Source organism: Nonomuraea sp. B5E05 (assembly GCF_039880665.1).
GTDB lineage: Bacteria > Actinomycetota > Actinomycetes > Streptosporangiales > Streptosporangiaceae > Nonomuraea.
Genome location: NZ_JBDPMJ010000031.1, coordinates 61,101 through 86,545 on the forward strand (window position 1 = coordinate 61,101; position 25,445 = coordinate 86,545).

22 protein-coding genes are annotated in these 25,445 nt (G+C 70.4%); 2 read left to right on the forward strand and 20 right to left on the reverse strand.

The window, feature by feature from the left end:
- Positions 1-82: 82 nt before the first annotated feature.
- Together ABGB01_RS38740 and ABGB01_RS38745 are read right to left on the reverse strand one after the other, a co-directional pair.
- Positions 83-1,123, reverse strand: a complete 1,041-nt coding sequence (locus ABGB01_RS38740) for a LacI family DNA-binding transcriptional regulator (protein WP_347778674.1) — start codon at positions 1,121-1,123, stop codon at positions 83-85.
- The gene (locus ABGB01_RS38745; protein ID WP_347778676.1) at positions 1,123-2,979 is read right to left on the reverse strand and encodes an MBL fold metallo-hydrolase; all 1,857 of its coding nucleotides are present in this window, start codon (positions 2,977-2,979) and stop codon (positions 1,123-1,125) included. Before ABGB01_RS38745 ends, ABGB01_RS38740 begins: the two co-directional genes overlap by 1 nt.
- A 32-nt stretch (positions 2,980-3,011) precedes the next feature.
- On the opposite strand from ABGB01_RS38745, the gene ABGB01_RS38750 reads away from it, so the two are divergent.
- Positions 3,012-4,724, forward strand: coding sequence for a beta-N-acetylglucosaminidase domain-containing protein (locus ABGB01_RS38750; protein WP_347778677.1), 1,713 nt, complete (start codon positions 3,012-3,014; stop codon positions 4,722-4,724).
- Positions 4,725-4,842: 118 nt separating this feature from the next.
- Here the strand turns inward: ABGB01_RS38750 and ABGB01_RS38755 are convergent, their stop codons facing one another.
- The 12 genes from ABGB01_RS38755 to ABGB01_RS38810 form a co-directional block, all read right to left on the reverse strand.
- Positions 4,843-6,369 carry an FAD-dependent oxidoreductase gene (locus ABGB01_RS38755; protein WP_347778679.1) on the reverse strand — a complete coding sequence of 509 codons (1,527 nt, stop codon included), beginning with the start codon at positions 6,367-6,369 and terminating at the stop codon, positions 4,843-4,845.
- Entirely contained in the window at positions 6,354-8,066 is a 1,713-nt protein-coding gene (locus ABGB01_RS38760; RefSeq protein ID WP_347778680.1) for a hypothetical protein, read from the reverse strand. Before ABGB01_RS38760 ends, ABGB01_RS38755 begins: the two co-directional genes overlap by 16 nt.
- A 3-nt stretch (positions 8,067-8,069) precedes the next feature.
- Positions 8,070-9,422: a GH1 family beta-glucosidase gene (locus ABGB01_RS38765; RefSeq protein WP_347778682.1), complete on the reverse strand. Its 1,353-nt coding sequence runs from the start codon at positions 9,420-9,422 to the stop codon at positions 8,070-8,072.
- Positions 9,419-10,246 (reverse strand): carbohydrate ABC transporter permease, encoded by an 828-nt coding sequence (locus tag ABGB01_RS38770; protein ID WP_347778684.1) that lies wholly within the window; start codon positions 10,244-10,246, stop codon positions 9,419-9,421. The genes ABGB01_RS38765 and ABGB01_RS38770 overlap by 4 nt, the downstream gene beginning before the upstream one ends.
- Complete coding sequence (locus tag ABGB01_RS38775; protein WP_347778685.1) at positions 10,243-11,136, reverse strand: sugar ABC transporter permease; 894 nt, start codon at positions 11,134-11,136, stop codon at positions 10,243-10,245. The genes ABGB01_RS38770 and ABGB01_RS38775 overlap by 4 nt, the downstream gene beginning before the upstream one ends.
- A 46-nt stretch (positions 11,137-11,182) precedes the next feature.
- Positions 11,183-12,574, reverse strand: a complete 1,392-nt coding sequence (locus tag ABGB01_RS38780) for an extracellular solute-binding protein (protein ID WP_347778687.1) — start codon at positions 12,572-12,574, stop codon at positions 11,183-11,185.
- A 261-nt stretch (positions 12,575-12,835) separates the two neighbouring features.
- Complete coding sequence (locus tag ABGB01_RS38785; protein ID WP_347778706.1) at positions 12,836-14,434, reverse strand: cation acetate symporter; 1,599 nt, start codon at positions 14,432-14,434, stop codon at positions 12,836-12,838.
- A 17-nt stretch (positions 14,435-14,451) separates the two neighbouring features.
- The gene (locus ABGB01_RS38790) at positions 14,452-14,781 is read right to left on the reverse strand and encodes a DUF485 domain-containing protein (protein WP_347778689.1); all 330 of its coding nucleotides are present in this window, start codon (positions 14,779-14,781) and stop codon (positions 14,452-14,454) included.
- A 165-nt stretch (positions 14,782-14,946) separates the two neighbouring features.
- Positions 14,947-15,771, reverse strand: a complete 825-nt coding sequence (locus ABGB01_RS38795; RefSeq protein WP_347778691.1) for a carbohydrate ABC transporter permease — start codon at positions 15,769-15,771, stop codon at positions 14,947-14,949.
- On the reverse strand, positions 15,768-16,676 hold the full coding sequence (locus ABGB01_RS38800) for a sugar ABC transporter permease (protein ID WP_347778692.1): 909 nt from the start codon (positions 16,674-16,676) through the stop codon (positions 15,768-15,770). Before ABGB01_RS38800 ends, ABGB01_RS38795 begins: the two co-directional genes overlap by 4 nt.
- Positions 16,673-17,926: a sugar ABC transporter substrate-binding protein gene (locus tag ABGB01_RS38805; protein ID WP_347778694.1), complete on the reverse strand. Its 1,254-nt coding sequence runs from the start codon at positions 17,924-17,926 to the stop codon at positions 16,673-16,675. Before ABGB01_RS38805 ends, ABGB01_RS38800 begins: the two co-directional genes overlap by 4 nt.
- A 134-nt stretch (positions 17,927-18,060) precedes the next feature.
- Positions 18,061-19,218, reverse strand: a complete 1,158-nt coding sequence (locus ABGB01_RS38810; RefSeq protein WP_347778695.1) for a PLP-dependent aspartate aminotransferase family protein — start codon at positions 19,216-19,218, stop codon at positions 18,061-18,063.
- A gap of 50 nt (positions 19,219-19,268) precedes the next feature.
- Here ABGB01_RS38810 and ABGB01_RS38815 point away from each other — a divergent pair, with 50 nt between their 5' ends.
- Positions 19,269-20,261 carry a LacI family DNA-binding transcriptional regulator gene (locus ABGB01_RS38815; protein ID WP_347778696.1) on the forward strand — a complete coding sequence of 331 codons (993 nt, stop codon included), beginning with the start codon at positions 19,269-19,271 and terminating at the stop codon, positions 20,259-20,261.
- A gap of 21 nt (positions 20,262-20,282) precedes the next feature.
- On the opposite strand, the gene ABGB01_RS38820 is transcribed toward ABGB01_RS38815, so the two are convergent.
- The 6 genes from ABGB01_RS38820 to ABGB01_RS38845 are packed head-to-tail and all read right to left on the reverse strand — an operon-like array spanning position 20,283 to position 25,326.
- On the reverse strand, positions 20,283-21,770 hold the full coding sequence (locus ABGB01_RS38820; protein ID WP_347778697.1) for a cation acetate symporter: 1,488 nt from the start codon (positions 21,768-21,770) through the stop codon (positions 20,283-20,285).
- Positions 21,771-21,801: 31 nt separating this feature from the next.
- Positions 21,802-22,230, reverse strand: coding sequence for a hypothetical protein (locus ABGB01_RS38825; RefSeq protein ID WP_347778698.1), 429 nt, complete (start codon positions 22,228-22,230; stop codon positions 21,802-21,804).
- Entirely contained in the window at positions 22,227-22,976 is a 750-nt protein-coding gene (locus ABGB01_RS38830; protein WP_132514953.1) for a LytTR family DNA-binding domain-containing protein, read from the reverse strand. Before ABGB01_RS38830 ends, ABGB01_RS38825 begins: the two co-directional genes overlap by 4 nt.
- A gap of 33 nt (positions 22,977-23,009) precedes the next feature.
- On the reverse strand, positions 23,010-24,191 hold the full coding sequence (locus ABGB01_RS38835) for a histidine kinase (RefSeq protein WP_347778700.1): 1,182 nt from the start codon (positions 24,189-24,191) through the stop codon (positions 23,010-23,012).
- A gap of 11 nt (positions 24,192-24,202) precedes the next feature.
- Positions 24,203-24,622 (reverse strand): HIT domain-containing protein, encoded by a 420-nt coding sequence (locus ABGB01_RS38840; RefSeq protein ID WP_347778702.1) that lies wholly within the window; start codon positions 24,620-24,622, stop codon positions 24,203-24,205.
- Positions 24,619-25,326, reverse strand: coding sequence for a DUF1838 family protein (locus ABGB01_RS38845; protein ID WP_347778704.1), 708 nt, complete (start codon positions 25,324-25,326; stop codon positions 24,619-24,621). The genes ABGB01_RS38840 and ABGB01_RS38845 overlap by 4 nt, the downstream gene beginning before the upstream one ends.
- Between the last annotated feature and the right edge of the window lie 119 nt (positions 25,327-25,445).

Genomic DNA, 25,445 nt, shown 5'->3' on the forward strand with positions numbered 1-25,445 from the left:
CGCACCAGGACTGTGACATCGTTCCCACACGGGATCCTAGGGCGACCTTTCCCCACGGGTCAACGCGGCATATGCCGAAATGTCAGATCTTGGGGGGTGGTGCGGTGGACTCGCGGCTGATCAGCCGCACGTTGAGGACTGTGGTGACCGAGTCGGCCTCGGGCATCTCGATTCGCTCCGACAGCCGGCGTACGGCGGTCGCGCCCAGACCGTACGTGTTCTGCGAGACCGCGCTGACCGTGGGCGAGACCATGCTCATCCAGGGCGCGTCGTCGAAGGCCACGAGGCTGATGTCGCCGGGCACCCGCAGCCCCAGCTCGCCGATCGCCCGCCAGACGCCCTCGGCGAGCACGTTGTTGGCCGCGAAGACGGCCGTGGGCCTGTCGGGCCCGCGCAGCATGTCGAGCGCCCTGCGCCGGGAGTCGGCGACGTCCCAGCCCGACGAGACGACCAGCTCGGGCTCGACCTTGATGTCGCCCGCCGCGAGCGCTTCGAGATAGCCCTGGTAGCGCTCGTAGCCGGTGGTCCAGTCGGTCTCGTCGATGAACAGCGCGATCCGGCGGTGACCCAGCTCCACCAGGTGGGAGGTGGCCGTGCGGGCGCCGACGCGGTTGCCGACCACGACGCCGTCGGTCGAGCCCGCCGCGAACTGCCGGTCGACCTCGACGACCGGGATGCCGTGGGCGCCGAGGTAGGTGGCGACGGCCGAGGAGTTGGGCGTCACGACCACGCCGGCCACCCGGAGCGCCACGAGCGCCTCCGCGGCCTCGCTCTCCGCCTCGGCCGACAGGCTCGTGTCCGCCAGGACCATCGTGTAGCCGCGCTCGCGGGCCTCCCTGCTGGCCCCCGCGGCCAGCTCCGCGTAGAACGGGTTGCGCAGGTCGCTCACCAGCACGCCGACGGACCTGCTCACCTGCTGTTTGAGAGTGCGGGCCATCACGTCGGGCACGTAGCCGAGCTCGGCCGCCGCCCGGAGCACCCGCTCGCGCACGTCGCTGGCCGCGTAGCCGCGCCCGGTCAGCGCCCGGGAGACGGTGGAGCGGGAGACGCCGGCGGCCTCCGCGACGTCCTTGATCGTGGGACGCCGGGAACGGCTGGGGGACGGGCGCCGCTCTACGGTCATCAATTCCCTTCCCCGACCACGTCGACCAGCGCCTCGGCGTGTTGCCCGAGGCGCAGATCGCCGATGGTCACATCGACGGCGAGGCGTACGCGGCGCCGCGGCACGGTGTCCGCGCCGAGACGGAAACGCACCTGATCCATACCCCCTCCGTCCAGCCTTAGCGTCGAAGGCCCCGGCTCGCGACGCCAGCCCGGCGGAACGACCGGCTCCACGGTGACCGTCGCCTTGCCCGGCCAGGGATTGCGCACCGTGGCCGTCAGCGTGATCTCGCCCCCGGCGGGGACGCTCGAATAGTAAGGGGTCAGGCGGCACAACACCGTGTCGGCCCCCACATCGAGCCGGTCGAGCGGGAGCAGGTCGTGGTGGAGGGCGACGAGCTCCTCGCCGCGCTCGGTGAGCATGCGCAGGTAGTCGTCGTCCACCCAGCGGGGGCGCCAGTGGCCGCTGACCATAAGGTCGGGGCGGAGCCGCCGGTAGAGTGCGGCGCTCTTGCGGTAGTCCTCGATCCTGAACCTGTTCTTGTACTGGAAGTTCAGGATCTCCTGGCGTTCGCCCGGGACGCCGCTGCCGTCCTGCTGGTCGCCGGTGACGAGCACCCGGTGCCCGTCCACCTCGAACGCGTACGCCGCCGCGAACAGCGTGTGCCCCGGCAGGTCGTACACCGTGATCTCGTACTCGTGCCACCGCACCGTCTCTCCCAGCCCCAGCACCCGGTCGGCCGGGATCGGGTCGAACCACTGGCAGGGCAGGTCGTGGTGGAGCGGCGTGGCCAGGATCGGGGCGATGTGGGACGGCGCCCAGATCTCGGTGCCCTCGACGTCGCGCAGCAGGGGCATGCCCGCCACATGGTCGTCGTGGTAGTGGGTGGGCAGCGCCACCTCGACCTCGGTGACGCCGTGGAGCTCGCGCAGCGCGGGCAGCGACGCCAGCCACGGCCGGCGGGCCTCACGCGCGGTGCTGCTCACCAGGCCGGTGCACATGTCGTAGCCGAAGTCGAACACCATGGCCGCGCCCGACTCCGACAGCAGGACATAGCTGTAGGACTGGCTGCTCCTGTTCATCAGCAGGTGAGGGGTGACCTCGATGAACGGCTCGGCCAGCAGCCCGCGCACGTTCCAGGGATGCGGGCGGCGGAAGTCGACGTAGCGCTGCATGGCCGTGGACAGCCGCGCGAGCGCGTCCGCGGGGTCGGTCATCGGCTCGCCGTGCGAGGGCAGCAGCACGTCGAGCTCCTCCCGCTGGAGCAGCTCGGAGCTCAGGACGACCATCGCGGGGCCTTCGTTCTCGGTGTAGGACCACTGGGTGGCGGCCAGCGACCACACCTTTCCCGGCGCGTAGATCAGGTCGCCGGTGAAGGCCGCCTTGGTGCCGCCGGCCTCCACCAGGTAGCTGACGGAGCCAGGGGTGTGACCGGGGGTGGGCAGGACGCGGACGTCCACGCCGCCGTAGCGGGCCGTGCGGTATTCGGGCACCACGCCGTCGACCCGCACCGGCTCCAGCAGCGAGAAGCGGTCGTCGCGCAGGTCGTAGTCGTTGCTGATGCGCCGCCCCTGCCACATGTCGCCGACCTTCTCGAACAGGTCGCGCTCGACCGGCGGCACGTGCACGGCCACGCCCGCCTCCACCGCCTTGGCCAGGCCTTGTGCCTGGTCACGGTGGTGGTGTGTCATGAGAACATCGGTGAGCCGGTCGAGGCCGAGCTCTTCCAGGAGGTCGAGCACACGGCCGGAGCCGAAGTCGATGGCGATCCCGGTGCGTTCCTCTCCCGGCTGACCGGGAGCCGCGATGACATAGACGTGGCAGGTGTCCAAAATTCGGAACACCCCGGGCAAAACTTCGGTCACATCCTCGCTCACGGGGCGAGATTGTATCCGGTATCGTTCCCACAATGCATGCCCTGGACTGGATCGTCCCCCATCCGAAAACAGTCACTGCCGGCCGGTCGCACGTGGACCTCAGCGGATGCCGCATCCAGCCCGGTCCCGCCACCGCCACCGCCGCCCTGCGCACTCTCGGATCCACGAACGCACCCGAAGGGCGGGACGCCCCACCGGCCGGGCAGCCGGGCGGGCAGCCGGGCGGGCCGGTGGAGGTGGAGGTGCGGGTGGACGCCGGGGCGGGGCTGCCGCCGGAGGGATACACGCTGAGCGCCGCCCGCGACCGCGTGCTGATCGTCGGCGCGGACCCCGCGGGCGCCTTCTACGGCGCGCAGACGCTGCTCGCCCTGACGGCGCCCCCGGGAGCCGCCTGCTCCGAGCATCGGGTGTGCGTGCCGGAGGTCGAGATACGCGACTGGCCCGACCTGCCGCTTCGGGGCACCATCGAGGGTTTCTACGGCACTCCGTGGACCCACGCCGCCCGCATGGAACACCTGCGCTTCTCCGGCAGGCACAAGCTCAACGCCTACGTCTACGCCCCCAAGGACGACCCGTTCCACCGGGAGAGGTGGCGGGAGCCATATCCGGATGAGGAGCTGGCGAGGCTGGCCGAGCTGGTGGCGGAGGCGGCGGCGCGGCACGTCAGGTTCGTGTTCGCGCTGAGCCCCGGCCTGTCGATGGTCTACAGCGACGCCGGGGAGCGGGCGGCGCTGCGGGCCAAGGCGGAGCAGGTGTGGGAGGTGGGCGTCAGGGAGTTCGCGCTGCTCTTCGACGACATCCCGCCCGAGCTGCGGCACGAGCCCGACAGGGAGGAGTTCGGCACGCGGGAGGGTGCGAGCGCGAGCGCCCACGCGGCCGTCTGCCGCGACTTCGCCGCGGGGTTCCTCGCCACGCGCGGGGCCGACCGGCCGCTGACCATGGTGCCCACCGACTACGCCGGCACCGGCGCGACGGCCTACCGCGACCGGCTCGCCGCCGAGCTGCCGCCGGACGTGCTGGTCTGGTGGACCGGGTCCGACATCGTGGTGGGCGAGATCTCCGCGCGCGACATGACCGCCGCCGCGGTCTCCTACGGCCACCGCGTCGCCCTGTGGGACAACTTCCCGGTCAACGACTTCGACTTCGACCGGGTCTTCCTGGGTCCGCTGGTCGGGCGGTCGACGGAGCTGGACGGCGTGCCGCTGGAGGGCGTCACGGCCAACCCGATGGTGGAGGCGGCGGCGTCGCGGATCGCGCTCACGACCGTGGCCGACTACGCCTGGCATCCGGCGGCCTACGATCCGGCCTGCTCCCACGAGCGCGCCGTGCGGCTGCTGCCGGGCGTCTCGGAGCTGCTGCCGCTGGTGGAGGCGTGCTCGTCCTGGCCTCCCAGCGCCGACCAGAGCCCGGTGCTCACGTCCTTGTGCGCGAAGGCGCTGAAGGGCGAGCCGCCCGTACGGCTGCGTGACGAGCTGACCCGGCTGGCCGAGCTGCCGCCGGACGTGCCGGGGCCGATCGCCGCGGAGCTGGCCCGCTGGGTGGCGGCCGCCAAGGACATGGCCGTGGCGGGCCTGACGGCCCTCGACCTGCTCGCCGCCGCCCCGGACGCCCGTCCCGCCCAGGCCGCCGCCGTGGCGCGGGCGCTGGCCAGGGCCGAGGAGCACAAGGCGAACGTCCTGCGCCGGGTCATCCCGCCGTTCGTCCGGGCCGCGCTGGAGCAGGCCGGCCACTCCGGCACGCCCTGACCGCGCCGGCTCCTCAGGGCGGCGCGTCCCGGCCGGGTGCCCCGGGCGGAGCGCCCTGGCCGGGCAGCCGGCGACCGGGCACCCTGACCAGAGGTCCGGCGGGGGCGCGGGGGCGCGGTCAGAGGGAGAGCACCTGGCCGGCGGCGGAGAGGTCGTCCTGAAGGGCGGCGACGTCGATGTCCTGCACCGCCTTGCCGCTCCCCGCCGCCCGCGCCGCGGCGAGCCCGGCGGCGTGGCCGAGCATCTGGTACTGCACCTCCATCCGGATGGAGGAGAACGCCACGTGCGAGGCCGACAGGCACACCGGCACCACGAGGTTGCCGCATTCCGCGCGCCGGGGCACGATCGCCGCGTACGGGATCTGGTAGGGGGCGACCCCCACCGACAGGTAGCCCTCGGTGACGACCATCGGCACCGGGTCGGGATGCTCGTACACCTGCCGCCAGGTCCGCTGCACCTCGCGGATGTCGAGGTGGTACGACCCCATCGCGATGACGTCCGGCTGCGGGCGGCTCTGGACGAGGTCGTGTTCCGTCAGGTGCCTGTCCCCCAGCATCCGCCGCGCCTCCCGCACGTACAGCTGGTGCGGCAGGTGGCCGGTGTCGGCGAACTCGTCGGGCGGCAGCCCCCAGCGCCCCAGCTCGGCCCGCACGCCCGCGGGCACCTCGGGGTCGTGGGAGAGGAAGTAGAGCAGGTCCTGGGCGTGGTGCAGGTGGTGCAGCCGGATGCGTTCGCGCTCGTCGGGGCCGGCGTCAGGGTAGTCCCAGGCGGAGCGGTCGAGCACGCTGAGGGAGAACGGCCCGAGCGAGTTGCCGTCGCACTTGCCGTTCGGGAGGTTCGGCGCCAGGCCGACGAGGCGTCCGGCGCGGGGCTCGACTCCCTGCTCGCGCCAGTGGTGGAACAACCGCCGTCCGAGCTCCCAGTGCTCCTCGTCGTAGCCGGGCCGCCGCTCGATCGGGATGCGGTCGTCGGCGCTGGTCAGGCAGACGCGGTAGCCGTACGACATGACGCCGCCGTCGCCGGCGCCCACCTCGGCCATGGGCCCGTCGGCGACCTGCGGCAGCAGCGTGCCGTCGGCGCGGAACGGGGAGATCCACGGCGGGAAGTTGTGCATGCCGGGCACGACCTCGCGCCGCCCGGCGAAGGTCTCGCCGTGCAGCGTGCGGTCCTCCCTGCCGACCCGGTACGACACGCCCGCGGCGGCCATCAGGTCGCCCTCGTAGCTCGCGTCCACGAAGGCGCCGGCGGTGTAGTCGCCCTGGCGGGTGACGACGGAGAAGATGCGGTCCCCTGAGGTGACCACCGTGCGGAGCTGGGCGTCGTACACGACCTCCACGCCGGCGCGGTCCAGCCACGACACGAAGATGGCCTCGGCGACGTGCGGCTCCGGCCCGGCGTAGTGGCCGGGGGCCACGCCGTAGGCGTCGGCGACGGCCTGGCGGAACTCGGCGGCCATCCCGCCCAGCACACGCGAGTCGCCGATGTCGGTGTAGCCGAGCCCGCCGGAGGTCATGCCGCCGACGTGCCGGCCGGGTTCGAGCAGCACGGTGTCGAGGCCGCGGCGGGCGGCGGCGACGGCGGCGCACACGCCCGCCGACGTCGCGCCGTACACGACGACCTCGGCCTGCCTCATCGCCGCCACCACGCCGCCACCTGGCGCAGGTCGTCGCCGGTGATGGGTTCGCCGGTGTTGTCGATGGACTCCACGTAGTAGAGGGCGGGCACGCCGAGCGACGGTTGTTCCCGCGCGTAGGCGAGCCAGTCGGCCCGGCTCGGCATGGGCCACTGGTCGGTGTCGACGAGGTGCTCCGGCATGGCGTGGACGGCCACCGCGTGGCGGAAGCGGAGCTGGTCGACGGCGGGCACGGGCTCGCCCCGGGCGTCGAGCTCCAGCACGTCGTTGAGCCTGATCATGTCGCTGACGTCCCCGAACGCGGGGTGCGGAGTGTGGGTGATCATCAGGGCGTCGGGCTTGACGCGTTTGGCGGCAGCGTACATGGTGCCGAGCAGTTCGTGCAGGAGGGAGAGCCCCCACGTGGAGCCGTACGCCTTGAGGTGCGACCCGCTGGGGAACCACTGCGTGAAGTCGATCTTGAATCCGTCGGCGTCGAGGTCGCCGAGCAGCCGGCGCATGATCTCCCCGATCCTGCGCCGGTAGGCGGGGTTGGACGGGTCTGCGGCCACGGCGCGGCCCGCGGCGTCGGTCACGCACTCCTCGGCGGGCAGCCCGTCGGGCGACCACGCGCGCCACCACAGCAGCACCCGCTGCCCGCGCGCGTGCCGGTCGGCGATCCACTCGCGCAGCCTGGGCCACTTGCCGGGGTCGGGCTCCTGGTTGCCGTAGGTGAGCTGCCACCGGTCGTCGATGACGATGGTGGCGGGCACGACGCCGTGCTCCTCCAGCCTGGCCAGCCACGTGTCGTAGAGGTCCTGCCGGGACAGCTCGACCGGGGAGCGTCCGTCGGCCCGCGCGCACTGGGCGCCCCAGCCGCAGAAGATCGTCCCGCTCCACCAGTCGTGCCGCTCCGCGACCGGTCCCCGCGGGGCCAGGCCGTGCTCGACGAGGTCCTCCCGGTGGTGGGAGATGGCCTCCCACGGGGACGACGCGGCGCGGAACACCACGGCCGGCGACGTCCACGCGCCGCTCACCCCCGTCTGGCACTCGTAGTCGAACCGCAGCAGCGCGCCGCCGTCGAGGGGCTCGTACCGGAGCTCGGTGAAGGTCAGGTCCGCGATCCCGGCGCGCACCGACGCGCCCAGCCAGGGGCCTTCGGGTACGGAGGTCGCGCCGCCGTCGGGCTCCCCCTTGCCGAAGGCCAGGGCCAGCGGCGGCGGCGAGAAGACGGCGTGCAGGCGGCCAGGCGAGGCGTCGCCGATCACGGTGAGCGCGAGCGGCGCCGACACGGGCCGCACCACCTGCACCGGGTGCGTGGGCGTGGGGTTGAAGACGCCGCGCGCGTGCACCGCCGAGCGGAACGTGCCGGCCGCGCGGGTGTTCAGCACGGCCCGCCCGCCGAGCAGCGTCACCTCGCCGATCACGCCGTCGCCCTCGACCCGCACCTCCAGCGCGATCGTCTCGGGGGTGCAGGTCAGGCGGACGGTCTTGGCCTCCCACGCGGTCGAGCGCTGCGGGAAGTCGAAGACGGCCACGTCGCCGCGCTCGGCGAGCACGGGCGGCAGGGTCTCGTACGTCTCGTCGCGGTCGCTCCTGGTGGCGACGGAGGCGATGAGGCTGAGCGTCAGCCAGCCTTCCAGCTCGGCGCTGGGGTCGGTGCGCGAGACGGTCAGCCGGTAGTGCCCGCTGTCCAGGTGGTAGGCGGTGTCCGTGGTGGTGATCCGCATGGTCTAGCCGTAAGCCTCGATCCTGGGCAGGGCGGGGGCGGCGCCGCCCCCGGCGATGAGCCGGGCGTAGTAGCGCCCGGAGTCCTTGATCGTCCGGGCCCCGGTCGCGTAGTCGACGTGGACGAGCCCGAACCTGGGCCGGTAGCCCAGCGCCCACTCGAAGTTGTCCATGAGCGACCAGTGGAGGTAGCCGCGCACGTCGGCCCCCGCGTCGATGGCCTCGCCGACGGCCGCGACGTGGTCGCGCAGGAACGCGATCCTGCGGTTGTCGTGGACCTGGCCGTCGTGTGCGGGCGTGTCGCCGAAGACGCCGCCGTTCTCGGTGACCATCAGCGGCGTGGCGGGGAAGCGGCGGCTCAGGCCGATCAGCAGGTCGCGCAGCGCCCCCGCGTTGATCTCCCAGCCCTCGTCGGTCCTGGCCACGTCGCCGCTGGGCCCGACGACCCGCCAGGGGAACGGGCCGGGCGGCGCGGCGGCCATGACGCGCCTGGTGTAGTAGTTGACGCCGAGGAAGTCGCTGCGCCCGCCGATGGCGGCCTCGTCGCCGTCCTGGATGAAGTCCAGGCCGTGGCCGAGCGCCCGTTCCCAGTGCTCGCGCATGTCGGCGGGGTAGCCGCCGGCGAGCAGCGGGTCGAGGTACCACCGGTTGACGTAGCCGTCCGAGCCGGTGGCGGCGGCCCGGTCGGCCTCGCTGTCGGTGGCCGGGTCGCAGGGGAAGAGGCTGAGCGCCGAGCCGGCCAGCACGCCGGGGTGGGCGTGCAGCACGTCGGCCGCCGCGCCGTGGCCGAGCAGCACGTGGTGGCCGGCTTTGACGGCCGTGCCCAGGTCGGCGACGCCGGGGGCGTGCAGGCCGAGCTGGTAGCCGAGCAGTTGGATGATCCACGGCTCGTTCTGGGTGATCCACCAGGTGACGCGGTCGGCGAGCCGCCCCGCGACCGCCTCGGTGTAGGCGGCGAAGGCGGACACGGTGGCGCGCTCGGCCCAGCCGCCGGTCAGCGCGGAAGGCATGTCCCAGTGGTTGAGCGTGAGCACGGGCTCCGCCCCGGCTTCGAGCAGCGCGTCGGCGAAGCGCTCGTAGTGGTCGAGCGCCTTCGGGTCGGGGCGCACGCCGTCGGGCATGACCCGTGACCAGCCGGTGGAGAAGCGGTAGGCGCGCAGCCCGAGCTCCTTGACCAGCTCGACGTCCTCACGCCAGCGCACGAAAGAGTCGCACGCCCGGGAGCCGTCGCCGCCGCCCTCGACGGCGCCGGGCCGGCGGCAGAACACGTCCCACACGGACTCGCCCCTGCCGTGGTGGCCCTCGATCTGGTACGCGGACGTGCCCGCGCCCCACAGGAATCCGTCGGGGAAGCTCATCCCTTGCTCCCCGTGGTCGCGATGCCCTTGACGAAGTGTTTCTGGCCGATGAAGAACAGGATGATCATCGGGATAGTGGTGATCACGCTGGCCGTCATGACGATCTCCCAGTGCCATTCGCCGCCGAACCCGAACTGGTCGAGCAGCGCCTTCAGCCCGCGTGGCACGGTGAACGTGCTGGAGTCGCGCAGGTAGATGAGCGGCCGCATCAGGTCGGTCCAGGCCGCCTGGAACTCGAACAGCAGCGTCACCACGACCGCCGGCTTGCACAGCGGCAGGGCGACCTTGGTGAAGATCTGCCAGTTGTTCGCGCCGTCGATCTTCGCCGCCTCGAACGGTTCGCGCGGCAGCCCGAGGAAGAACTGGCGCAGCAGGAAGATGTAGAAGGCGCTGCCGAACAGGTTCTGGGCCCACAGCGGGGTCAGCGTGCCCACCATGCCGAGGGAGTTCCAGATGAGGAACACCGGGATCATGGTGACCGCGCCCGGCAACATCATCGTGCCGAGCACGACGCCGAACAGCGCTCCCCTGCCGGGGAAGCGGAAGTAGGCGAAGCCCCACGCCACCATCGCACTCGTGATCGTCACGGCGACCGCCGCGAGCACGGTCACGAAGAGCGTGTTCACCATCCACAGGGCCAGCGGCGCCTCCTGCCAGACCTTGATGTAGTTGTCGAAGGTGAACGTCTCCGGGATCAGCCGGTGGTCGAACACCTCGCTGCGCGGCTTGAAGGAGGCGCTGAGCAGCCAGACGAACGGGTAGATGAACGCGATGGCGAACGCGCTCAGCGCGGTCCACGTCAGGATCAGCCGGGCGCGCCTCACGGTTTCCCCCCTTCGTAGTGGACGAACCGCCTGGTCACCAGGATCTGCACGACCGTGATCGCCATGATCACGATGAACAGCAGCCAGGCCAGGGCCGAGGCGTAGCCCATGTGCAGGAACTCGAAGGCCTGCTGGAACAGGTAGATGGCGTAGAACAGCGCGGCGTCGTTGCTGTAGGTGGTGTTGCCCGAGCCGAAGAAGGCGGTGTACGCCTCCGTGAACGACTGCAGGGCGTTGATGCTGTCCACGATGAACAGGAAGAACAGGGTGGGACTGATCATCGGCACGGTGATGCGCAGCGTGCGCTTCCACCAGCCGGCCCCGTCGACGACGGCGGAGTCGTACAGCTCCTGGGGGACGCCGCGCAGCGCGGCCAGGATGATGACCACCGACGAGCCGACGGTCCACAGGCTCATGAGCACCAGGCCGGGCTTGACCCAGTCGGGGTCGGTGGTCCACGCGGGGCCGTCGATGCCGAAGATGCCGAGGAAGCCGTTGATCAGGCCGCTCTGCCCGTTGAACAACATCAGCAGCAGGATGCCGACGGCGACCGGCGGCGTCATCTTGGGCAGGAAGAACGCCGTGCGGAAGAAGCCGGTGGCCTTGGTGGCGCTGTTGAGCAGCAGCGCCAGTCCCAGGGAGACGACCAGCTGGGCCGGGACCGACATCACCATGAAGATGAACGTGTTCCTGAGCGCCAGGCCGACCTTGGGGTCCTCGAAGAGGGTCCGGTAGTTGTCGAGCCCGACGAACGACGGGTCGTTGATCACGTCGTAGTCGGTCAGCGACAGGTAGGCGCTGTTGATGACGGGCCACGCGGTGAAGATCAGGAAGCCGAGGATCCACGGGCTGATGAACAGCAGCGCCGCGCGGGTCTCGACGAACCGCATGGACCTCCGGAACGCGGGCCGGGAGTGGGAGCGGGTGCGGGGCATCTCAGTTCGTACGCTTCGTCCAGCCGGCCCATGCCTCGTCGAGCGCCTTCTGAGCGTCCTGCTGGGCCTTGTCGAGTGCGGCCTTCGGCTCGTCCTGGCCGTTGAGGACCCGGTTCACGGCGCCCTGCCAGGCGTCCTTGAACTCCTTGTCGGCCGGGTTGGCGGGAAGGCTGAAGGTGTTCGCGTTGGCCTCGTAGACGGCCTTGACGCCGGCGTCCCAGGGCTCGCCGCCCGAGGTGAGCATCTTCTCGATCTCCGCGTCGGCCTTGACGTTGCCGGTGAGCACGCCGGTGAACGGCTTGCCATCGGCCTCGCGCTTGTCCAGGCGGGCCTGGGCGGCGGCCTTCCAGGTGTCGACGAGCGTCATGGTCTTGGCGAAGCGGCAGGCGGCGCCGGGGTTCTTGGAGCCCTTGGGGATGGCCCACGACGAGCCTGAGGAGTAGGCCAGCGGCTGGCCCTGCGGGGTGCGGAAGGTGTCGAAGACCAGGGGCGCCTTGGGCGAGACGTCGTTGAGGACGTTGACGTACCACTGCTCCATCGGCATGGCGCCCAGCTCGTTCTTGGCGAACTGGTTGCCCTTGCCGAAGAAGTCGGCGGAGTCGCGCACGGCCTTGACCTTGGCGAAGCCGCCCTGCGCGTCGTAGATGCCGACGGCGAACTCCAGCGCCTTGACCACTTCGGGGCTGTTGAGCTGGGCCTTCTTCCCGTCGGCCGACAGCAGGTCGGCGCCGTTGGCCTTGGCCCACAGGGGCAGGAACTCCGGCAGCTTGCTGTCGTAGCCGATCACCTTGAGCTTGCCGCCGGGGGCCTTGACGAGTTTCTTGGCCGCGGCGGTGACCTTGCTCCAGTCGGAGCCGTTGACGTCCTCGATCGTCAGCCCGGCCTCCTTGAGCAGGTCGCCGTTGGCCATGGTGATCTGGACCTGGTTGAACTCGGGAATGGCCCAGATCTGCTCGCCGAACGTCACCTGGCCGAGCGCGTTCTTGTTGTACATCGAGGTGTCGATCGACTCGCCCTTGATGCACTCGGTCAGCGGCATGATCGCGCCGCGCGAGGCGAAGGTGCCGATCTGGTCGCGGTTGGCGTAGATGATGTCCGGCGGGTCGCCGGCGGCGACGGCGGACAGGAACTGCTGGATGTCGAGGTCGCCCTCGATCAGCTTGATCTCCGCGCCGCCGAGGGCCTTCTCGGCCAGATCGACGCGGGTCGTGCCGATCTCGTCGGTCGCGCCGAAGCCCATCACGGAGATGGAGCCGCTGAACGTGGCTCCGGGGTTGAACTGGCCGGCCGACGGGGTCGGGGCGGCGCCGCCACCGGTGCCCTTGGCACACGAGGTGAGGGCCAGCGCCAGCGACACCGACACGACGGACCAGCGGACGAGGGGGGATCTCATGGGGTTTCGCCTCCACACTGAGCAAGCGGGGCATCAGGCATGCTGATGACGGCCACGTGGCGCCAGGCCAGTGTGGCAACGTTCACACATCTGAGAACGTACCCATATCGCTGAAATCCCGTCAACCACTCATATCACTGCGTTTCTGTGTCGTTAGCGACAAGAACCGGTGTGGGACGCCTGCCCAAATGCCCGCAAACCCCTACCAGACAGCACAAAGGGCCCGGCCTGGAGAGGCCGGGCCCTCGGAGGAGAAAGATGTCAGTGCTTATCGGCCTTCTCCGAGCCGACGCCGGTGAGGGAGCGGACCTCGATCTCGGCGTACTTGGCGGCGTTGTACTCCTTGCTCATGATCGTGCCGAGCCAGCCGCAGAGGAAGCCGAGCGGGATCGAGACGATGCCCGGGTTGCTCAGCGGGAACCAGGAGAAGTCGGCGTCCTTGAACAGCGCCGCCTCGCTCCCGGAGACCACCGGCGAGAAGATCACCAGCACCAGGGCGGAGAGCAGGCCGCCGTAGATGGCGCTGACCGCGCCGGAGGTGTTGAACCTCTTCCAGAACAGGCTGTAGAGGATCGCCGGCAGGTTGCCCGAGGCGGCCACGGCGAACGCCAGCGCCACCAGGAAGGCGACGTTCTGGCTCTGCGCCAGGATGCTCAGGCCGATGGCGATGGCGCCGATCACCAGGGCGGAGATCCTGGCCACCACGACCTCCTGCCGCTCGCTGGCCTGGCCGCGCCGGAAGACGTGCGCGTACAGGTCGTGGGCGAAGCTGGAGGAGGAGGCGAGCGTGAGTCCGGCCACCACCGCGAGGATCGTGGCGAAGGCGACGGCGCCGATGAAGGCCAGCAGGATCGTGCCGCCCACCGAGCCGAAGATCTCCTCACCGATCCGCAACGCGAGCAGCGGCGCCGCCGTGTTGCCTCCCGGGTCACCGGCGACGATCTCCTCCCGGCCGACCAGGGCCGCCGCACCGAAGCCGAGCACCAGCGTGAGCAGGTAGAACGTGCCGATGATGGCGATGCCCCAGAGCACGGACTTGCGGGCGTCCTTGGCGGTGGGGACGGTGTAGAAGCGGATGAGGATGTGCGGCAGGCCCGCCGTGCCGAGCACCAGGGCGAGGCCGAGGCTGATCAGGTCGATCTTGCCCGCGAGGCCCTGCGCCTCGGTGCCGTACTTCAGGCCGGGGACGAGGAAGCTGCCGGTGTTGCCCGACGGGCCGCTCGTGGTGGCCGCCTGGCTCAGCAGCGCCGACAGGTTGAAGCCGAACTTGCCCAGCACCAGCAGCGTCACCAGGGCGGCGCCGGTCATCAGCAGCACGGCCTTGACGATCTGCACCCAGGTGGTGCCCTTCATGCCGCCGAACACCACATACACGATCATCAGCGCGCCGACGCCGACGATCGTCCAGAGCTTGCCCGCCTCCGACTCGATGCCGAGCAGCAGGCCGACCAGGGCGCCCGCGCCGACCATCTGGGCCAGCAGGTAGAAGATGCTGACGACGATCGTGGACACGCCGGCGGCGGTGCGCACCGGGCGCGGGCTCATCCGGAAGGCGAGCACGTCGGCCATGGTGAACTTGCCGGAATTGCGCATCAGCTCGGCCACCAGCAGCAGCGCGACCAGCCACGCCACCAGGAACCCGATCGAGTACAGGAACCCGTCGTAGCCCGACAGGGCGATGATGCCGGCGATGCCGAGGAAGGAGGCGGCCGACATATAGTCGCCGCCGATCGCCAGGCCGTTCTGCGCGCCGCTGAACGACCGGCCGCCCGCGTAGTAGTCGGCGGCCGTCTTGGTCTGCCGGCTCGCCCAGACGGTGATCGCCAGCGTGGCGGCGACGAACGTGAGGAAGAGGATCATCCCCAAGGTGGTCGAGCTCACTTCGACTTCTCCTCAACCTCGTGGCGGAGCTTGTCGGCGATCGGGTCGAGCGACTTCTCCGCGTGCCTGGAGTACGCCCACGCGATGAGGAAGGTGGAGACGAACTGCAGCAGGCCCAGGACGAGCCCCACGTTGATGTCGCCCCACACCTTGATCCCCATGAAGTCGCGCGCCCATCCCGACAGCACCACGTACAGCAGGTACCACGCGAGGAACGCGACGGTCATGGGAAAGGTCCAGCGGCGGAAGCGCCTCTTCAGATCCTGGAACTCATCGCTCCCCTGCACTTGTTCATAAACCGATGCGTCATGTTCTTTGGTCGTCACGAGCCCTCCACTGTGATGCGGATCACGCCCAACGTAAGAGCGCAACCTACCGGTCGTGGAGATACGTGACCGAGTTCTTCGGCGAGCCGCCGCCGTCCGGCGCTTAGCTGGGGATGGCCTGCGGTGAAAGGTCCGTATGGCGCGGTGAGCGGTTGGCTTTCCCTTTCACCCCTTTACGGCCCCAGCGGTGAGCCCTTCGACGATGTAGCGCCGGATCGCGGCGAAGAGCACCAGCGTCGGCAGCACGGAGATCACCGTGGCCGCCGCCATCGAGCCCCAGTCGATGTCGTACTGGGTGATGAAGGAGTTCATGGCGACCGGGATGGTCTTGGCGTCCTCGCTGTCGATGAAGGTGATCGCCAGGAACAGCTCGTTCCAGCACTGCACGAACGCGAAGATGAAGGTGGCCGCGATGCCCGGCAGCATCACCGGGATCACCACCCGCACCATCGCCGCCAGCCGCGAGGCGCCGTCCACCTGGGCGGCCTCCTCCAGCGCGACCGGCACCCGCTCGTAGAAGCCGCGCATGATGATCGTGGCGAACGGCACCAGCATCGCCACGTACACCAGCATCAGCCCGGACAGCCGGTTGAGCAGGTCGAGATCGGACATGAGCAGGTAGAGGGGCCCGAGCGCGATGAACAGCGGGATCATCTGCGTGACGAGGAACGCCAGCATCACCGCTCCCCTGCCGGGAAAGGCGAAGCGGGCCAGCGTGTAGCCGCCCAGCACGCCGACGGCGGTCACCACCCCGGCCGAGACGAGCGAGACGATCAGGCTGTTCAGCAGGTAGACGCCGAAGTCGGCGAAGGAGAACAGCTCCTCGTAGTGCTCGAACGTCACCTCGCCCGGCCAGTACTTCAGCGGCATCGAGAAGATCTCGGCCTTGGGCTTGAGCGAGGTGACGAGGATCCAGTAGAGCGGGAACAGGGTGATCAGCAGCCAGGCGCCCAGCACGACGGCCTTCACCGCGGTCGCGAGGTGTCTCATCGTGCCTTCTCGAATCGGGTGGCGTTGAGGTAGAAGACGCTGAAGGCGAGCAGCAGGCCGAGCACGAGCAGGCCGACCGCGCCCGCGCGGCCGTAGTCGCCGCCGATGACCTGCTGGATGAGGAACGTCGTGATGATGTCGGTGCTACCCGCGGGGCCGCCGCCGGTCATCGAGTAGATGAGGTCGGGGAAGTTCAGGATCCAGATGATGCGCAGCAACACGATCAGCGCCAGCGTGGGCCGGATGTGCGGCAGCGTCACGTGCCAGAACTGCCGCAGGCGGGAGGCGCCGTCCACCGACGCCGCCTCGTAGAGCTCGCGGGGCACCGACTGCAGCGCGGCCATGATCATGATGGCGAAGAACGTGACGCCGTACCAGATGTTGGCCACGATCACCGAGGTCATCGCCCAGCCGGGGGTGGCGAGGAAACCGATGCGCTCGTCGATGACGCCCGCCTTGAGCAGCAGGTCGTTGATCACGCCGAACTGGCCGTTGAACATCCACCGCCACAGCAGCCCGATGAGGAACCCCGACATGGCCCACGGGAAGAACACCCACGCCTGGTAGAGGCCGCGGCCGCGGAAGTGCCTGCGCAGCAGCAGCGCCAGCCCGAAGCCGAGAAAGAACTGGAAGAACAGCGACACGACCACCCACGTGCCGGTGTTGCGCAGCGCCGTCCAGAACCGGTCCTCGGCCAGCACGGCCCGGAAGTTCTCCAGGCCGGCGAACGGGGTCGAGGTCAGGTCGTACAGGTTGTAGCGCTGGAAGGCGATCACCGCGCCGCGGATCATCGGGTAGTACGTGAACAGCGCCACGAACACCACGCCGGGCAGCAGGCACAGCAGGATGAACCGTGCCCTGCGGATCGTGAAGGTGCGTCCCGCGGCGGTGCGTGCCGTGCTCAAGAGACCTTCTTCGCCTGGTCCGTCCAGAAGGCGTCCCACGACTTGAGCACCTCGGCGACGGTCTTCTTGCCGGTGATCAACGCCTGGATGTCACGGTCGGAGTCGACGGTGAACTGGCTCCAGCCCGGATAGTCCACCGGCCTGATCGTGATGACCTGCTTGGGGTCCTGCTGCGCCTCCAGGTACGCCTTCCACGCGCCCTGCGAGAACTGCGGGTCGTTCTGGGCCTGCTTGGAGATCGGGATGAGCGAGTTGCCCTTGGCGAAGGCGATGCTCTGCTCGGACTCCGACAGGAACTGCACCAGCTTGACCGCCTCCTTCGGGTGCTTGCTGAAGGAGGTCGCGCCCCACCCCGCGTAGCCGACGGGCTGGAAGGCGTAGCCGGTGGGACCCTTGGGAATGGGGGCGGTGGACCAGGCCGTGACGCCGCTCTCCTCCACCGACTTGATCACCTCCGGGTCCTGGATGAGCATGCCGGTGACGCCAGAGGTGAAGCCCTGGACCATCTCGGGAAAGCCCCACGACACCGAGTCGGGCGGTGAGGTCTCCTTGAAGATCTTGACGAAGAGCTCGAGGGCCTCGGCCGCCTCGGGCGTGGCGAAGATGGTGCGCTTGTCCTTGAGGAAGAAGGACTTCTCGGGGTCGAGGGCCTCGCCGTTGTACGCGCTGATCATCATGACCGCGTAGTCGGCGCCGCCCTTGCCGCCCCTGAACGAGTAGCCGAACCGGTCGCCCGTGGTCATCTTCTTGCCGGCTTCGTAGAGCTCCTGCCACGTGGCCGGCGGCCGGCTCATGCCCCAGTCCGTACGGTAGAACAGCGTGCGCTGGTAGAACCCGTACGGGATGAGGTAGGGCTTGCCGCCGACCTCGACCGCCTTCTTCTGGGCCAGCTCGGTCAGGTCGGACCAGCCGGACCAGCCGGTGGTGGGCAGCTCGGCCAGCCAGCCGTTGTTGGAGAACGACTTGGCCGTGTGGTCGCGGACCTCCAGCACGTCCAGGTCCTTCTTGGTCTGGAGGATCTGCAGGATCTTCTGGTCGGCGCTGTCGAGCGGCGGCGAGATCAGCTCCACCTCGATGCCGGGGTTGGCCTCCTCGAAGTCGGCGATCAGCTTCTTGATCAGTTTCGTTCGGTCGGGACTGGTCAGGCTCTCGATCATGCGCAGCCGTACCTCTCCCGAGGACGAGCCGGAGCCGCAACCCGCGAGCACCAGCGTGACGGCGACCGCGGCCGCCAGGAGGGGGGTTTTCATGGCAGGTCTCCCGCGTGTTCTAGACAGCGCTGTCAGTCACGCTATGGTCAGCCGCGTTCAGCGGTCAATCGCCGGCGCCATATGCCGGCGCCATATGCCGGCGCCACATGCCGGCGCTGCGGCCGGGCCCGCGTTCAGGCGAGCGATTCCTCCAGGGCCTGGCCGAGGTCCTTGATCAGCTCGTCTGCGGGTTCCAGGCCGACCGAGAGCCGGACGAGGCCGACGGGGATGCCCATGGTGGCGCGTACGCTCTCCTCCGTGGAGAGCGCGGGGGCGTTCACCAGGCTCTCGAAGCCTCCCCACGACACGCCGATCCTGAAATATCGCAATCTATCGAGGAAACCCGCGACCTCCTGAGGCGAGTCCGTGTCCAGCACCAAGCTGAAGAGGCTGGAGAACCCCGACATCTGCCGCAGCGCGATCGCGTGCCCGGGATGCGACGGCAACCCCGGATGGTTCACCTCCCGCACGGCCGGATGCCCCTCCAGGAAGGCCGCCACCGCCAGCCCCCGCTCCTGGTGCGCCGCCATCCGCACGGGCAGCGTCCGCAACCCCTTGATCACCTTGGCCGCGTCGTGCGGCGACATGGCGGCGCCGTAGAGCTGGTACTCGGTCAGCGCCAGCGGCCGGATCAGGCGCGACGGCCCCACGACGACGCCGCCCACCAGGTCGCTGTGCCCGCCCGCGTACTTCGACAGCGAGTGCACCACCAGGTCGACGCCCATGGTGAGCGGCTTCTGGAAGATCGGCGTGGACCAGGTGTTGTCCATCACGCTCACCAGCCCGCGCTCCCGCGCCCACCCGGCCACCTCGGCGATGTCGACCACGGCGTAGGCCATGTACGACGGCGACTCGAAGTAGAGTAGGCGCGTGCTCGCCCTGATAGCGCTGTCACACCCCGCGAGGTCGTCCACGTGCGTATGCGTGACCCCGAACTTCTCCAGATAGCGCAGGAACTGAGTCGTCGGCCCGTAGACCGCGCCCAGCACCAGCACGTGGTCGCCCGCCGACACGAGCGACGAGATCGTCGCCGCGATGGCGCCCATGCCTGAGCCGAAACACTTGGCCCGCTCTCCCCGCTCGAGCGCGGCCAGCTTACGCTGAGCGAGATCGACCGTCGGGTTGGTCCCCCGCCAGTAGACGTAGCGCTCGTCCTCGTTCCTGACCGCCTCGCCGAGCTCCTCCGCCGTCGCGAACGCGAACAACGAGTTCTCGAACACCGGCGGGTTGACCGCGCCCAGCATCCACGGCTCGTCCTCACCCAACCGGCCACAGATCCATTCGTCATCCATGGGGGCACACTATGACAGCGAGAGAACGGACTGAGGAGCCGAGCCCGCGAGTGAACCCGCGCAAACCCACCATGGCCGACGTGGCCAGGCACGCGGGCGTCAGCCTCAAGACCGTTTCCCGGGTCGTCAACCAGGAGCCGCACGTCAGGGCGTCGCTGCGGCAGCGGGTGCAGACCTCCATCAGCACGCTCGGCTACCGCCGCAACGAGGCCGCCGCCCGCCTGGCCAGGGGCGCGACCATGCTGACGCTCGGGCTGGTGATGGAGAACATCTCCAACGAGTTCTACTCCCGCCTGGCCGCCGCGGTCGAGGCCGCCGCGGCGGAGCACGAGGCGCTGGTGGTGTTCGGCTCGTACGAGGAGAGCCCCGACAAGGAGCGCATGCTGATCGAGTCCATGTACACGCGCGGCGTCGACTCCCTCATCGTCGTCCCTTCGGCGGCCGACCACGCCTGGCTGGCCGGGCACGCGAGCCTCACCACGGTCTTCGTCGACCGCGTGCCCTTAGGCCTGGAGGCGGCCGACGTCGTCATGCTCGACGACGTGCGCGGCGGCCGGGCGGCGACCGAGCACCTGCTCGCCGGCGGTCACCGCCGGATCGGCCTGATCTCCGACGACGACGGCGTCAGCTCCGTGCACGACCGCGCGACCGGCTACCGCCGGGCGCTGGACGCCGCCGGGGTGCGGGCCGACGACGCGCTCGTGGTGCGGGGGGTGTTCGACCCGCGGCGGGTGTCGTACGAGGTCGGCAGGCTCCTCGACCTGGCCGACCCCCCGACGGCCCTGTTCGCCACCAACAACCGGGCCGCGATCGGCATCCTGCACGCGCTGCGCGAGCGACCCGAGCGGCCCGCGTACGTGGGGTTCGACGACTTCGCGCTGGCCGGCGTCTTCAACCCCGGGGTGACGGTGGTCCGCTACGACGTCACCCGCCTGGCCCGCAGCGCCGTCGACCTCCTGCTGCACCCGTCCCGGGAGCCCCGCAGGGTCAAGGTGCCGGTGGAGCTCGTCGCCAGGGGCTCCGGCGAGCTGCCGCCCCCGTGACCGGCCGCTGCGGCCACCGGCTCACGGCGAGCGGGGCCGCCAGTCGCCGCGGTCGAGGTCGAGGTCCTCGGGCGTGTGCAGCCGGACCATCGTCCTGGCCACGCCGAGCGGCACCCGGTCGGGCGTCAGGAACGACACCGACACCATCACCGCGAACGCGATCGGCACCGTCCACGCCGCCGGCTGGGCCAGCAGCGCCCCCGCCGGCCCTTCGAACGGCCCGGCCGTGATCGTGACGAGCACCGCCGCGCAGGCCAGCCCGCCTCCCACGCACAGCCCGGCCAGCGCCCCCGTGGTGCTCAGCCGCCGCCACCAGATGCCCAGCACGAGCAGCGGGCAGAACGACGAGGCCGCCACCGCGAACGCCAGCCCCACCACGTCCGCCACGGGCAGCGCCCGCGCCCACAACGCCAGGGCCAGCGGCACCGCCACCGCCATCAGCGTGGCGATCCTGAACGAGCGCACCCCGCCCTTGAGCAGGTCCTGCGCGATCACGCCCGCCACGGACACGGTCAGCCCCGACGAGGTGGACAGGAACGCCGCGAACGCCCCCGCCGTGACGAGCGCCGTCAGCAGGTCGCCCAGCGGGCCGCCGATCATGCGGGAGGGCAGGGCGAGCACGACCGCGTCCGTACGCACCAGGTCGGGCGCGTAGATGCGGCCCAGCCACCCGTACACGGCGGGCAGCAGGTAGAACGCGCCCAGCAGCGTCAGCACCACCAGCGTCGTGCGGCGCGCGGCCCGCCCGTCGGGATTGGTGTAGAACCGCACGAGTACGTGCGGCAGCCCCATGGTGCCGAGGAAGGTGGCCAGGATCAGCGAGTACGTCGTGTACACCCCGTACTCCTTGCCGCCGCCCAGCGGCACCTGCCAGGTGGCCGCGTCCAGCGCGGTGACCCCGGGGGCGCCGTCGGCCTTCCACGCCATCAGCAGGAACACCAGCGGCACGGCCAGCGCGGTCAGCTTGAGCCAGTACTGGAACGCCTGCACGAACGTGATCGACCGCATGCCTCCCGACAACACGTTCACCGCGACGACGCCCGCGACCAGCAGCCCGCCGGCCCACACGGGCGCGCCGGTGATGGTCCGCAGCACCAGGCCCGCGCTCTGGAACTGCGGCATCAGGTAGAGCCCGCCGATCAGCACGACGAGCACGCTCGCGGTGCGGCGCACGGTCATCGACTCGAGCCTGGCCTCGGCGAAGTCCGGCAGCGTGTACGCCCCCGAACGCCGCAGCGGCGCCGACACCAGCACCAGCAGCACCAGGTAACCCCCGGTCCAGCCGACGGGCAGCCAGAGCATGTCCACGCCGAAGGACAGGATGAGCCCGGCGATCCCGAGGAAGGAGGCCGCCGACAGGTACTCGCCGCCGATGGCGGAGGCGTTCCAGAGCGGGCTGACCGTACGGGAGGCGACGTAGAAGTCGGAGGTGGTGCGCGAGACCCTGATCCCGAACGCTCCGATGAGGATGGCCGCGACCACGACCACCAGCACCGCCGTCAGGCTCATGGGCCCGGCTCCGTCCCGGGGGCGCCCCGGCTCATCGGCGTTCGACCAGTTCGGCGAAGTGGCGTTCGTTGCGCTCCGCCTGCCGCACGTACAGCCAGGCGCCGATGACGAAGGCCGGGTAGATCAGGCCCGCCAGCACCGCCCACGCGAGCGGCACGCCCAGCAGGCGCACCTCGCTCAGGTCGGGGATCAGCAGGAACAGCAGCGGCAACCCGCCGATCACGCAGGCCAGCACCGTGCACACGAACAGCGCCAGCCTGAACTGGGTGCGCAGCAGCGAGCGCATGTAGACCTCGCCGAGCCGGGTCTGCTCGTCGATCTCCAGGGTGGCCGGGTAGCGGGGCCGGCGGGCGGCGGCGGTGCGCGGGCTCGTCACGGTGACCCGCCGCGAGATGTTCTCCCGCGACAGGGGCGCCCTGCGGACCGGGCGGGATTCCTGGCGGCGGGGCTCCTGGCTCATTCGGGCCTGCCCTTCCTGGCCCGGCGCACCAGCAGGTCGCGCAGCTCGCGCGTGTGGCGGCGGCTGACCGGGATCTCGGTGTCGCCGACCCTGACCGTGCACTTGCCCGAGTCGATGTGCAGCTCCTCGATGTGCTTGACGGCCACCAGGTGGCTGCGGTGCACCCGCATGAACCCGGCCGAGGCCCACCGTTCCTCCAGGGTGGCCAGCGGGATGCGCACGAGGTGGCTGCCCCCGGCCGTGTGCAGCCGCGCGTAGTCGCCCTGCGCCTCCACGTAGATGACGTCGGCGCTGGACACGAAACGCGTGACCCCGCCCAGCTCGACCGGGATCGTGTCCGACTCGCCGCCCTCCACGGGCACGTCGGCCGAGACCGCCACGCGCCTGATCGCCTCGGCCAGCCGTTCCGGCCGGACGGGCTTGAGCAGGTAGTCCTCCGCCTTGATCTCGAACGCGTCCACCGCGTGCTCCTCGTACGCCGTCACGAACACCACGCGCGGCGGGTTCGCGAACTGCGACAACAACCGCCCGAGCACCACCCCGTCGAGCCCGCGCATCCGGATGTCGAGGAACACCGCGTCGATCGGCCTGCCGTCGGCGATGGCCCGGTCCAGCAGGCGCAGCGCCGCCGCACCGTCCCGCGCGGTCGCCACCTCGCCGATGCGGGGATCGGCGCGGAGGAGGTAGGACAGGTCTTCGAGGGCCGGCAGCTCGTCATCGACCGCGAGGACCCGTAGTTGTGCCATAGACAGTGATAAAACCGACAAGGAAGAGCGAGGTCAACGGGCAGAGACGCCTGGGTGATATTTCGGCAACCTGATGTTGACCTTGGTGCCCGCGCCGTTGCCGGTCTCGACGGCCAGGCCGTACTCGTCTCCGTACACGTGGCGCAGCCGCTCGTCCACGTTCGCCAGCCCGACGCCGCCCTTGGGAGCGATGTCACCTGCGAGGATGCGCCGCAGCCTGTCGGGGTCCATGCCGAGCCCGTCGTCCTCGACGCTGATGCGGCACTCGGCGCCGGCGTCCTCGGCGATGATCGTGATGCGGCCGACGCCGTTGCGGCTCTCCAGGCCGTGCCTGACGGCGTTCTCTACCAGCGGCTGCAGGCACAGGAACGGCACCGCGACCGGCAGCACCTCGGGCGCGATGCGGAGCGTGACCTGGAGCTGGTCACCGAACCGGGCCCGCTCCAGGATCAGGTAGCGGTCGATCGAGCGCAGCTCCTCCGCGAGCGTGGTGAACTCGCCGTGCCGGCGGAAGGAGTAGCGGGTGAAGTCGGCGAACTCCAGCAGCAGCTCCCTGGCCCGCTCGGGGTCGGTGCGGACGAAGGAGGCGATCGTGGTCAGGGAGTTGTAGATGAAGTGCGGGGAGATCTGCGCCCGCAGCGCCCGCACCTCGGCCTCCATGAGCAGCGTGCGCGAGCGGTCCAGCTCGGCCAGCTCCAGCTGCGAGTCGACCCAGCCGGCCACCTCCTGCGCGGCCCTGACCAGCCCGGCCGAGGCGCTCTGCCCGTAGGCGGCCAGCGTGCCGACCACGCGGTCGTCGGTCGTGAGCGGCACGACCACGGCCTGCCTGATCGGGCATTCGAGCAGGTCGCACTCGATGGTCAGCACCTGGGTGCGACCGTCCTGGAGGGTCGCCGCCGCGTGCTCGAAAGCCGCGTCGGCGTGGTGGTCGTCGCCCGCGCCGTCGTAGACGAGCAGCCGCTCGCCGTCGGTGATCGCGACGGCGGCGGAGCCGAGCAGGGCGCGCAGGTGCCGGGAGGCGCGCTCGGCGCCGTCGGCGGTCAGCCCGGCCCGCAGCGGCGGCCCGGCCAGGGAGGCGGTGTGCAGGGTCTCGAACGTGGCCCGCTCCGCCGGGCTGGTGCCCAGCTCTCTGCGGCCCCGCATGACCCGCCACAACACGATCGCGGGCACGCTGACGATCACTGCAACGACGGCGACCCCGACGAGGTATTCCACGCGGCCTGAGCTTACTCAGGCGTGCGCCGGAGGGCGGCGGCGATCGCGCCGGCGTAGGAGGCGGCCTCCTCGGCGGAGGCGTATTTCGTCCGCGGCCAGAAGAAGCCCCGCAGGCCGTCCTTCTTGTTGCGCGGCACCACGTGCACGTGCAGGTGGGCCACGCTCTGGCTGATGCGGTTGTTCATGGCCACGAACGTGCCGCCGGCCTGCAGCCCTTCCTCCACCGCCCCCGCCACGGCGCGCACCCGCTCGAAGAACGGGCCCACGTCGGGGAGGTCGGTGAGCGTCTCGACGTGGACCCTCGGCACGACCAGCACGTGACCCTTGAAGACGGGACGCGCGTCGAGGAACGAGACGGCCACGTCGTCGGAGTCCACGACGTGGGCCGGCCGCTCACCTGCGATGATCTCGCAGAACAGGTCGGCGCTCACCGGCCGGCCCCGTCCGCGAACGCCGTCCAGCTCGTCATGTTGGGGCCCGACCACTCCGCGGGCGCGTGCAGGAACCGCTCGCCCACCCGCTCGCTCAGCCGCCGCGGCACCTCGGCCACCTTGGCGCCCCTGCAGTGGTAGACCAGCCCGCCTGCGCGCCGCCCCATCGCCATCCACGGCAGCCACGGCGAGACCCGGCACCACGAGAACACGCACGGCACGCCGGGCGCGCCGGAGTCGAGGTCTTTCGCGGCGGCGAAGAACTGGAACAACTCCATCGCGCGGTAGGTGTCGCTCGCGGAGTTGTCCGGATAGTCGGCGACCTTGAGCGGCGAGGGGTAGGCCAGCCGGATGTCGACGTTGTAGACCACCTGGTCGCCGAGGCGCGTCTCCGGCACCGGGTAGGCGCCGAGCCGCTGGTTGACCGGGTCGTTGAAGACGTGCTGCACCTCGACCGCCCGCCCGGTCAGCGGGTTGTCCCAGGTGTCGAGCACCTGGCGGGTCTTCGGGTCGAGGTAGAGGGCGGCCTCCCTGGTCAGCAGTTGCCAGCCGCCGTCGGCCCGCACCGCCCTGGCCACGTTGAGCCCTTCGAACCCGAACAGGTGGTGGGGGCCGTCGTCGTCCTGCCACCCGTAGACGTCGCCGGTCCAGTAGGAGATCGTCTCCGCCCCGTCGGCGGACGCGCGCACCCGGATGAAGTCCATTGGTAGTCAGGGGCGCGGTGCCGTGAAGGCCCGGTTCCCCATCCCCCTTTCAATTCCGTACGTGCGGTTTTCCCGCATACGGCTTACCGATGATCTTCTTGACATGGTTACGCTGCCTT